We start from the raw sequence: 12,129 nt of genomic DNA on the forward strand, positions 1-12,129 counted from the left end.
TAAAATTTAGCTATCGCTTTATATTTTAAATAATAATATGTTATTTTTCAACATATTACTATTGTGTTATAATAATAAAATAAAACTGTATTAGTAATAGCGGGGTGTTTTTGATGAGATTTGTTATAGTTACAGGCTTATCTGGAGCAGGAAGAACTCAAGCAATTAGAAGTTTAGAAGATTTGGGATATTTTTGTGTTGATAATTTACCAACTACATTAATTCCTAAGTTCGCAGAAGCTTGTTATCAAACAGAAGGCAAAATAAATAAAATAGCTTTAGTAATTGATATAAGAGGTGGAAAATTTTTTAACGATCTATTTAAGAGTTTAAAATATTTAAAGAGTCAAGGTTATAAATATGAGATTTTATTTTTAGAAGCATCTGAGGAAGTTTTGATAAAAAGATATAAAGAGTCAAGAAGAAAACATCCTTTAGCACCAGAAGGTAGAATATTAAATGGTATAAAAAGCGAACAACGAAAATTAATGGAAGTAAGACAAAAAGCGGATCATATTATAGATACAACTAGTCTTTCAACCAGACAGTTAAGGCGTAGAATAACAATGATATACGGCGAAAAAGATCAGATAGAAACTAAACTTATGATAACAGTATTATCATTTGGTTTTAAATATGGAATACCTGTAGACTCTGATTTGGTTTTTGATGTAAGATTTTTACCAAATCCTTATTATATTCCTGAATTAAAAGAGTATTCTGGGAATGATAGTAATGTAAGAGAGTATGTTTTAAATTATGACGAAAGCAAACAATTTTTAGAAAAATTAGAGGATATGTTGACATTCTTGATACCAAATTATATAAAAGAAGGAAAAAGGCAACTAATAATTTCCATTGGATGTACAGGAGGAAGGCATAGATCAGTTACAATAGCAAATTGTATATATGAAAAATTAAAAAAGAATGGAAATAATGTAACAATAGATCACAGAGATATAAATGAAGATGTGCATAAAGGTGGTATAAAACTATGAGGTTTATTAAATGGTTAAGGCCTGGCATAAAAGTCAAGCGATGGATACTATTTGGTATTATGGGAATACTTTTCATAGTTTTTGGTATAATTGAATTTCTTAATAAACGATATTACAATCCATATTATTTGAGTTTTTTTACATTTTCAATTATTGTTGGGATTTTTGCAGTATATATTTCAATAAATCAAGGTATGAAGTCTATAATTGCACTTATAAATCAAGGTTATCTAAAAGTTTCATTTGACTCAAGGAAGTTAGGAAATTTAATCTATGAAAGGAGACTTTTGGTTAAAGGTCCTAAAATTGTAGTAATAGGAGGAGGAACAGGTCTTTCTACGATGTTGAGAGGACTTAAATACTATACTTCAAATATTACTGCTATAGTTACTGTTGGTGATGATGGTGGAGGTTCAGGTGTTTTAAGAGAGGATTTAGGTATACTTCCACCAGGAGATATAAGAAACTGTATTTTAGCTTTAGCAGATACAGAACCACTTATGGAAGAGCTTTTACAATATAGATTTAAAGATGGAAGATTAAAAAATCAAAGTTTTGGAAATTTGTTTTTAGCAGCAATGAATGGAATTTCTGATAATTTTGAAGATGCAGTACAAAAAATGAGCTCAGTTTTGGCAGTAACGGGTAAGGTTGTTCCTGTTACCTTAGATGATATGATACTTAAAGCAAGATTAAAAAATGGAAAAATAGCTGAAGGAGAATCTAATATAGCGGATGAAGCAATAAAAGATAATAGTGCAATAGATAGATTATTTATTGAGCCAGAAGATGCAAAAGCGCTTAAAGAGGCTGTAGTTGCAATAAATGATGCAGATGCTGTTATTTTAGGACCAGGAAGTTTGTATACTAGTATAATGCCTAATTTACTAGTAAAAGATATTGCCAGCGCAGTAAAAAAGACAAAAGCTGTTAGAATATATGTTTCTAATATAATGACTCAACCAGGAGAAACAGATGATTTTACTGTGTCAGATCATATAAAATCTTTATATAAGCATGCCGGTGATAAAATTGTTGATTATACAGTAGTTGATGATGGAAAAGTTAACCAACAGTTTATGGATAAATATTTAGATAAGACATCACATAAAGTACAAATAGATGAAGATAAGATTACTGATATGGGTATTAGTATTGTAAAAGGTGATTTTATAAAAATTAAAAATGGACTTATAAGACATGATACAGAAAAATTGTCAGCTATTTTAATTGAGACTATTATGGAAAAACAATTGTTATATGATAGAAAGAAGATACTAGAATATTTTTATTTATCAGAAAGATTAAAAGAAAACAGAAGGAGAATGAAATAAAATGTCCTTTTCATCCAAAGTTAAAAGTGAAGTATGTAGATATATCGATATTAGTAAAGAAGAAACAATGGCTTTGTTATCTGGAATTATGAAGGTTAGTGGTACAATATCGTTAGCTTCTAATAAACAGTTAAGCTTTAAAATAAGTACAGAAAATCCAGCTATTGCTAGATTGGTATTCAAATTATTAAAAATCCATTTCAAGATTCATGCAAAAATTATGGTAAAAAAGAATAATTCATTAAAAAAGAATAATGTATATGTAATTTTAATAAATGAAGAAATGGGAGTTAAAAAATTATTGAAAGAGGTTAGAATAATAAAAAAAGAGGAACTTTTTTCTTTAGATTATACTATTCCACAAGAATTAGTAGATTGTGATAAGTGTAAAAAAGCATACATAAGAGGATCTTTTTTAGGTGGAGGTAGTATAAGCAATCCTGAAAAAACTTACCATTTAGAATTTGTAACGCATCATGAAGAATATGCACAACAATTAAGTGAGTTAATTAATACTTATGGATTAAATTCAAAAGTCATTCAAAGAAAAAGTAGTTATGTTATATATATAAAAGAGGGAGAACAGATATCTGATTTGTTAAATATTATTGGTGCATATAATTCTTTATTTTATTTAGAAAACATAAGGATTATGAAAGAAATGAGAAATAATGTAAATAGACTTGTGAATTGTGAAACGGCTAATTTAAGTAAAACAGTAAATGCAGCAGTAAGGCAAGTTAAAAGTATTAGACTTATTGAAAAAGAAATAGGTTTACAAAGATTGCCTAAAAACTTAAGAGAAATAGCAGAACTTAGATTGAAATATCCAGATGAATCTCTAAAAGAGTTAGGACAAATGCTTAATCCTAAAGTGGGTAAATCAGGTGTTAATCATAGATTGAGAAAAATAGAAAAAATTGCAGATGAATTAAGAAAAGAAGGTAGGTAGTACTTTGTTATGTCTAAGTATGAAAAGATAGTAGAATATATACGTTCGCTGAAGGTAGGTTCAAGAATTTCAGTAAGAGGTATAGCTAATGATTTAAATGTAAGTGAAGGGACTGCGTATAGAGCAATTAAAGAGTGTGATAATTTAGGAATAGTTACTACAATACCTAGAGTAGGTACAGTTAGAGTTGAAAAGGTAGAGAGAAAAAATACCGAAACTTTAAATTATGGTGATATTGTAAATATTGTAGAAGGAAATATTTTAGGTGGTAAAAATGGGATATATAAGACTTTAAGTAAGTTTTTTATTGCCGCAATGACTGAAGAAGCTGCATCAAAATTTATTGAAAAGGAATCTCTTGTAATAGTTGGTAATAGGGAAGAACTTCAAAGGTTTGCTCTTATAAATAATTGTGGAGTATTAATTGTAGGCGGATTTGATTGTAGTGACGAAATAAAACAATTAGCAGATGAAAAACAGCTCCCTATAATTTCATCTACATATGATACTTTTACTATTGCAAGTATAATAAATAAAGCCATTTCAGAAAACATAATAAAAAAGGAAATTATTCTAGTTGAAGATATAATGACGAAGGCACATTGTTTAAAGATTACTGATAAGATAAAGAGATTTAAACAATTAGTAAAAATTTATAAATATGAGAGATATCCAATAACAGATGATAATGATAAAGTTATTGGTATAGTAACTTTAAGAGACTTAAAAGATAGAGTTAATGAAGAACAAGAAATTGGCACAATAATGACTAAAAATCCAATAGTGGTATTACCTAAAACTACTGTTGCTTATGCTGCACATATAATGGTATGGGAAAATATAAAAATGTGTCCTGTAGTTGAAAAGAAAAAAATAGTTGGAGTTATAACAAGACAAGACGTTATAAAAGCTCTTCAATATGCATCTAGGCAATCTCGTGTAAAAGAGACTTTTGAAGATTTAATTTTAGAAAATTTTGATTTGGAAAAATTAGATGGTAAATTACATTGTTGTGGAGAAATAGTGCCTGAAATGTTAGATGAATTTGGTACAGCTTCTAGTGGAGCATTAAATATGCTTCTTTCTACTATAGGAGTTTTAACCATAAAATATGAAAATAACGTTAATATATCAGTTGATAATATAGTTACTTATTTTATTAAACCAGTTCAAATGAATAGAACTATTGATATATATAGTACGGTAATTGGTATAGGAAGAAATTTTTGTAAGATAGAAGTGTCAATGTATGATAAAAATAAGGAACTAATGGCAAAGTCTATACTATCAGCTAAAATGTTAATGTAGTAAAAGTGTGGTGAGGGTTTTGAAACAAATTGAAAATAATATAGATTTTGTTCATTTACATGTTCATACCGAATATAGTTTACTAGATGGTTCAGGTAAAGTAGATAAGCTTATTTCAAAAGCTAAAGAATTGGGAATGAAAAGTTTAGCTATAACTGATCATGGAACTATGTATGGATGTGTTGAGTTTTATAAAGAAGCTAAGAAACAAGGAATAAAACCTATAATTGGATGTGAAATATACGTAGCTGAAAAATCAATGTATACAAAAGAAAACAATAAGGAAAATGATACATACCATCTAGTATTGCTTGTAAAAAATGATATTGGGTATAAAAACCTTATGCAAATTGTTTCTAAAGCATCTATAGATGGTTTTTATTATAAGCCAAGGGTAGATCATGAATATTTAAGAATGCATAGTGAGGGATTAATAGCAACTAGTGCTTGTCTTGGAGGAGAGGTCCAATCACATTTATTAAAAAGTGATATTGAAAAAGCAAAAAAAACAGCATTATTATACAAGGATATATTTAAAGAAGGATTCTATTTAGAACTTCAGTATCACGGAATGGAAGAACAACTTAAAGTAAATGATAAATTAATTCAGTTGTCAAAAGAGTTGAATATTCCTCTTATAGCAACTAATGATGTTCATTATATTACAAAAGATGATTATAGATCTCATGATGTTTTACTATGTATACAAACAGGTAAAACAATTGAAGATGAAAATAGAATGAGATATCCTTCAGATCAATTTTATTTAAAATCTCCTACAGAAATGTATGAACAATTTTCATATGTAAAAGATGCCTTACATAATACTGTCAAAATTGCTCAACAGTGTAATTTTGATTATGAATTTCATGTATCTAAATTACCTAATTTTCCACTACCATATGAATTAGACCATTATACATATTTGAGAAGATTATGTTATGAAGGTTTAAAAGAAAGATATGAAGTGATTGATGATAAACTTACAAAAAGACTTGATTATGAACTTGGTATCATAAAACAGATGGGATATGTAGATTATTTTTTGATAGTATGGGATTTTATTAGATTTGCAAGAGAAAATACTATAATGACTGGACCAGGAAGAGGGTCAGCAGCAGGATCTATTGTAGCATACACATTGGGTATTACAAAAATTGATCCAATAAAATATGGACTTATTTTTGAAAGATTTTTAAATCCAGAACGTGTATCTATGCCAGATATAGATAGTGATTTTTGTTATGAGAGAAGACAAGAAGTAATAGATTATGTAGTAGATAAGTATGGAGAAAATAATGTATCTCAAATTATTACTTTTGGAACTATGGCTGCTAGAGCTTGTATAAGAGATGTAGGAAGAGCTATGAATTATTCTTATGCAGAGGTTGATAGAATAGCAAAGATGATTCCTTCAGTTTTAGGTATAACCATAGATAAAGCACTTCAATTAAATCCTGAATTAAAAAAGGTATATGATGATGATGAAAGAGTTACAGAGCTTATAGATATAGCACGAAGCTTAGAAGGGCTTCCAAGACATACATCTACTCATGCTGCAGGAGTTGTTATAGCATCCGAACCTCTTGTTAATTATGTTCCACTTCAAAAAAATGAAGAAAATATAGTTGCTCAGTTTACTATGGGAACACTTGAAGAACTTGGATTGTTAAAGATGGATTTTTTAGGACTTAGAACACTTACTGTTATGCGTGATGCTTTAGATATAATAAAGACAACAAAAAATATTACTATTGATTTAGATAATATAGGTTTTGAAGATAAAAATGTTTATAAAATGATTGGTTCTGGAAAGACTACAGGAGTATTTCAACTTGAGTCTTTAGGTATGACAAGTTTTATGAAAGAGTTAAAACCTGATTCCTTAGAAGATATCATAGCAGGGATTAGTTTATATAGACCAGGTCCAATGTCAGAAATACCTAATTATTTAAAAAATAAAAGAAATCCTGAAGATATAAAATATATTACTCCAGAACTTGAACATATATTAAATGTTACATATGGATGTATTATATATCAAGAACAGGTTATGCAGATTGTAAGAGATTTAGCAGGATATTCAATGGGGCGTAGTGACCTTGTGAGACGTGCAATGTCTAAGAAAAAGCATGATGTTATGATGCAAGAAAGAAAGAATTTTATATATGGAATTGAAAAACAAGATGGAACTATTGAAGTACCAGGTTGTTTAAAAAATGGTATAAATGAAGAAGCAGCTAATAAAATATTTGATTCTATGATGGATTTTGCTTCTTATGCTTTTAATAAATCACATGCTGCAGCTTATGCTGTAGTGGCATATGAAACAGCATACTTAATGTGCTATTATCCTACAGAATTTATAGCTGCAATGTTGAATAGTGTTAAAGGAAATAGTGAAAAAGTAGCATATTATATAAGATTTGCAAGAGACAATGGAATTGATGTACTTCCTCCAGATATAAATGAAAGTTTTTCAGAGTTTACAGTAGGAGATGGAAAAATTAGATTTGGCATGGCAGCAATAAAAAATGTAGGCGTTAATGTTGTAAAAAGTATAGTTAAATCTAGAGAGCAAAAAGGTGAATTTAAGGATTTTATAGATTTCTGTAATAAAATTGATTTAAGTTGTGTAAATAAAAGATCAGTAGAGAGTCTTATAAAATGTGGAGCTTTTGATTGTTTTAATATATATCGTTCAAAATTATTAGGTGTATTTGAAAAAGTATTAGATGGAGTAAACAATGAAAGAAAAAGAAATATACAAGGTCAAATTAGTATGTTTGATACTGTTAAAACAAAGGTTACAAGTTTTGATATAAAGTATCCAAATATAAAAGAGTTTGATAAAAAATATATTTTAGCTATGGAAAAAGAAATGACAGGTTTATATATTTCTGGACATCCTTTAGATGAATATAAGCAATCGCTAAAAGCACTAGTAGATACTAAAATATCTGATATAGTTTCAGAGGAGTCATTAGAAGATAATATGGTTTCAAATGAAAAAAATTTAAAAGTTAAGGATGGAGATAGAGTTATAATAGGAGGAATAATATCAGAGGTAAAAAGAAAAATTACAAAAAATAATACAATAATGGCTTTTATTAAATTAGAAGATTTATATGGAAGCATAGAAACTATTATTTTTCCAAAGATATTAGAAAAATATAATAAGTTCATTAATGAGGATGAATTAGTTATATTAAGTGGAAGAGTTAGTATAAAAGAAGAAGAACAACCTAAGATTTTATGTGATAGTATTGAACCTTTAATTAAGATAAATAGTGACAAAATTTATATTTTAGTGGAAGAAAAGAAAAGTATCAATCATGCTCTAAAGAAAATAAGATCATTTTTAAATGAATATAAGGGAAATATCCCTATTTATATGTGTACTAAAAAAGATAGAAAAAAATATAGAGTAGATAGAGACTTATGGGTAAATGAGGATTTACAAGTTATGGAGTTTTTAATAAATACATTTGGAGAACTAAATGTAAAAAAACAATAATATAGGTATATAGTAAATTTAAAAAGTATATATTGATTAAAAGGTGTTTTTATAGCTTTAATTTTAAGTTATTAAAAGTGTTTTTTAGCAATATATGCTTTTATTATTAAAGAAAAGGTTTAAGGCTTATATATACTTAATTTATTGGTTAAAAACAAAGGTTGAAGGTTTAAAAATTATTTATTAAAATAATAAATAAAAACAAGGTAAAAAACATGAATAATTATATATTAATAGTGAAAAATATTTATTGAAGTGATATAATAAAAAATGTGTAGGATATTGTCAGTAAGATTTGTGTAATTCTAATAAAAGTGGGACATAAATAGTCCCAGTGGTCATAGGAGGTAGCGTATGAAAACTATAGGAGTACTAACAAGTGGTGGAGATTCACCTGGAATGAATGCTGCAATAAGATCTGTTGTAAGAACAGCATTAGACAAAGGTCTAAGAGTAATGGGTATTCAAAGAGGATATAGTGGATTAATGAACGGAGAAATATTTGAAATGAACAGACATAGTGTGTCTGATATAATTCACAGAGGAGGAACAATCCTTAGAACAGCTAGATGTGAAGAGTTTAAAACAGTTGAAGGAAGAAAAAAAGCTGCTAATGTATTAAAAGTTTTTGGAATTGATGGACTTGTTGTTATAGGTGGAGACGGTTCTTTTACAGGAGCTAGACTATTATCAGAATTAGGAGTAGCTGCTGTAGGTATACCAGGAACAATAGATAATGATTTATCTTATACTGATTATACATTAGGCTTTGATACAGCATTAAATACAGTATTAGATGCAATAAATAAATTAAGAGATACTTCAACTTCACATGAAAGAGTTAGTGTAGTAGAAGTTATGGGTAGAAACTGTGGAGACATTGCACTTTATGCTGGGATAGCAGGTGGAGCAGAAAGTATAATAGTTCCTGAAAAAGGATATGATATAGATGAATTATGTAAAACAATACTAGAAGGTAAATTAAGAGGAAAAATGCATAATTTAATCATGCTAGCAGAAGGTGTTGGAGGAGCAGAAAGTCTTGCTAAGAAAATAGAAGAAGTTACAGGTATTGAAGCAAGAGCAACAATTCTAGGACATATACAAAGAGGTGGAAGTCCTTCAGCATTTGATAGAGTTTTAGCAGCAAGATTAGGAGCAAGAGCAGTAGAAGTGCTTCTAGATGGAAAGACTGCTAGAGTAGTAGGAACAAAAGATGGTAAAATCATGGATCAAGATATCAATGAAGCACTATCTATGGAAAGAACTTTTGATGAGGGACTTTATGATATAGCAAGAGCCTTATCTTATTAATAACATAAAATAATCTAATATAATAAATTTTAGATAAGAGGAGAATAGTTTATGAGAAAAACAAAAATTGTATGTACTATAGGTCCAGCAAGTGATAGTAGAGAAATGTTAAGTAAGTTAATAGAAGCAGGTTTAAATGCTTCAAGACATAATTTCTCTCATGGAGACCATGCAGAACACAAAATGAGAATGGATTTGGTTAAAGAATTAAGAAAACAGTATAATAAACCAATAGCCATAGTTCTTGATACAAAAGGACCAGAAATAAGAACAGGTAATTTTAAAGATGGAGCAGTTGAATTAGAAGAAGGTCAAAAATTTACTATAGTTTCTGGTGAAGAAGTAATTGGAGATAAAACAATTTGTTCTGTAACATATGATGATTTATGTAAAGATGTAAAAATTGGAGATACTATTTTAATAGATGATGGTTTAGTAGGACTACAAGTTGAAAACATAAATGGTAACAAAATAGAATGTGTTGTTAAAAATAGTGGTGAAATAGGTAACCATAAAGGTATTAATGTTCCAGGAGTATCAATTAATTTACCTGCATTAACAGAAAAAGATAAAGCAGATTTATTATTTGGTATAGAACAAGATATAGATATGATTGCAGCATCTTTTATTAGAAAAGCTTCAGATGTTTTAGAGATAAGAAAATTATTAGCCCAAAATGGTGGAAATGATATAAAAATATTCTCTAAAATAGAAAGCCAGGAAGGTGTAAATAATATCGATGATATTATAAAATTCTCAGATGGTATAATGGTAGCAAGAGGAGATCTTGGAGTTGAAATACCAACTGAAGAAGTTCCAGTTGTTCAAAAAATGATTATAGAAAAATGTAATAAAATTGGTAAACCAGTTATAACTGCTACTCAAATGTTAGATTCAATGATAAGAAATCCAAGACCAACAAGAGCAGAAGCTTCAGATGTTGCTAATGCTATCTTAGATGGTACTGATGCTATAATGCTAAGTGGAGAAACAGCAAAAGGAAAATGGGCAGAAGAAGCTGTTACTACTATGGCAAAAATCGCTAAAAGAATAGAAGAATCTATAAATTATAAGAGAATTCTTAAAAAGAAAATGGAAGCTCATATTCCAAATGTAGCTAATGCAATAAGTCTTTCAACATGCACTACAGCTAGTCAACTAAAAGCAGCAGCTATAATTACTGCAACTCAAAGTGGTAATACAGCAAGAAGAGTTTCAAAATATAGACCAGAGTGTCCAATTATTGCAGCTACACCAAGTGAAAAGGTAGCAAGAAGATTAGCTTTAAATTGGGGAGTATTTCCTATCGTTACATCAACATTTAAAACAACTGATGAGTTAATTAATGAATCTGTAAATGAAGCTTTAAAATATGAATATATAAATAAGGGAGATCTTGTTGTAATAGCAGCAGGAATACCAGCTCAATATTCAGGAACAACAAATATGTTAAAGGTTCATATTGTAGGAGATATTTTAGTTCAAGGAAAAGGAGCTGGAAACAAACCAGCATATGGAATAGCACATGTTATTAATTCTCCTGAAGAAGCAAATAAATTAGTTCAAGAGGGAGAAATATTAGTAGTAAAGACATTAGATAAAGAATATATTGATGTTTTAGATAGAGTTGTAGGTGTTATTGCTGAAGAAGGTGGATTAACATCTCATATGTCTATTGAATGTTTAACAAGAGATATACCTGTTATAAGTGCAGCAGCTGATGCTACTACAATAGTAAAAACAGGTTCATTCATTACAATGGACGCAACAAGAGGTGTTATATACAGCGGAAGGGCTAATATAAGATAACTAATTTAAATAAAGGAATGATAAAATTCATTCCTTTATTTTTATGTTAATCATAAAAATTTAAACTATATTAAGTATTAAAATGAGTTGTGAATTAAAAAAATATATTTATTAATAAATTTTAACTATAATTCTATTGATATATATTGAAATATGTTGTAAAATAATAACTTAGTATGTGAATATTTAAATAATATTATGTATATAATATTATAATAGAAAGTAAAGGCGACTGATTACATCAATGCACCCTAGTGGTGCCTTTTTTTATGCAAAAAATTATAAAATTTTTGTATTTAATATACAATTAAACAATATATATTGTTTAATTTAAAAAAATGTAAAACTATACTTACTTTGGTTGTTAGTTTTTAGTATAAAACAGGTGATAAGAATAAAACTAATAAAAAAGGAGGTATTATTATGAGTGGAAAACTTGCTTGTAGCGCTTCTAATTGTGTTAATAATGAAAATGGATTATGCACAGCAAATAAAATTGATATTATGGGAATAAATTCAGTAAGCAGTGATGGTACTAATTGTGATAATTTTGCTGAAAAAGGTATAAAAAATGCATTATCTAATATGTTTAATATAAATGTAACAGGAGAATTTAAACAAATATTTACTAAAGAATCTATTGAAATGAGTCCAGAAATAAAATGTAAAGCCATAAATTGTATTCACAATGTAAATAATACATGTATTGCAAGCAATGTATATATTCATGGAGATTCAGCATTTACCAAAGAACAAACTAAATGTGAGACATTCAAAAAAAGAAATTAATTAATATGTAAAGTTAAATCGGCAATTAGATTTTAGATTTATTGCCGATTTATTATTATTAGTTTATAATTAAAAATGTTGTAATCATGAATATTAATAATATGTGAA

The 12,129-nt window shown here is 28.1% G+C and carries 8 protein-coding genes; all 8 read left to right on the forward strand.

Features of this window, described 5'->3' with window-relative positions; translation table 11 throughout:
- Nucleotides 1–113: 113 nt before the first annotated feature.
- The 8 genes from rapZ to ACFIJ5_RS02630 all read left to right on the forward strand — a co-directional run bounded on the left by rapZ (nt 114) and on the right by ACFIJ5_RS02630 (nt 12,021).
- Nucleotides 114–998 (forward strand): RNase adapter RapZ, encoded by an 885-nt coding sequence (gene rapZ / locus ACFIJ5_RS02595; protein WP_379803428.1) that lies wholly within the window; start codon nt 114–116, stop codon nt 996–998.
- Nucleotides 995–2,332 carry a gluconeogenesis factor YvcK family protein gene (locus tag ACFIJ5_RS02600; protein ID WP_379803431.1) on the forward strand — a complete coding sequence of 446 codons (1,338 nt, stop codon included), beginning with the start codon at nt 995–997 and terminating at the stop codon, nt 2,330–2,332. The genes rapZ and ACFIJ5_RS02600 overlap by 4 nt, the downstream gene beginning before the upstream one ends.
- Before the next feature lies 1 nt (nt 2,333).
- A complete protein-coding gene (gene whiA, locus ACFIJ5_RS02605) occupies nt 2,334–3,284 on the forward strand; it encodes a DNA-binding protein WhiA (RefSeq protein ID WP_379803434.1) in 951 nt (316 codons plus the stop codon).
- Nucleotides 3,285–3,293: 9 nt separating this feature from the next.
- A complete protein-coding gene (locus tag ACFIJ5_RS02610; protein WP_379803438.1) occupies nt 3,294–4,592 on the forward strand; it encodes a DRTGG domain-containing protein in 1,299 nt (432 codons plus the stop codon).
- A gap of 19 nt (nt 4,593–4,611) precedes the next feature.
- Nucleotides 4,612–8,109, forward strand: coding sequence for a DNA polymerase III subunit alpha (locus ACFIJ5_RS02615; RefSeq protein WP_379803440.1), 3,498 nt, complete (start codon nt 4,612–4,614; stop codon nt 8,107–8,109).
- Nucleotides 8,110–8,463: 354 nt separating this feature from the next.
- Nucleotides 8,464–9,423: a 6-phosphofructokinase gene (gene pfkA / locus ACFIJ5_RS02620; RefSeq protein WP_379803442.1), complete on the forward strand. Its 960-nt coding sequence runs from the start codon at nt 8,464–8,466 to the stop codon at nt 9,421–9,423.
- Nucleotides 9,424–9,474: 51 nt separating this feature from the next.
- Nucleotides 9,475–11,232, forward strand: a complete 1,758-nt coding sequence (gene pyk / locus ACFIJ5_RS02625) for a pyruvate kinase (RefSeq protein ID WP_379803445.1) — start codon at nt 9,475–9,477, stop codon at nt 11,230–11,232.
- Nucleotides 11,233–11,655: 423 nt separating this feature from the next.
- The gene (locus ACFIJ5_RS02630; protein ID WP_379803448.1) at nt 11,656–12,021 is read left to right on the forward strand and encodes a DUF1540 domain-containing protein; all 366 of its coding nucleotides are present in this window, start codon (nt 11,656–11,658) and stop codon (nt 12,019–12,021) included.
- Nucleotides 12,022–12,129 lie beyond the last annotated feature (108 nt).

The organism is Haloimpatiens myeolchijeotgali, assembly GCF_042688525.2.
Classification (GTDB): domain Bacteria; phylum Bacillota; class Clostridia; order Clostridiales; family Clostridiaceae; genus Haloimpatiens.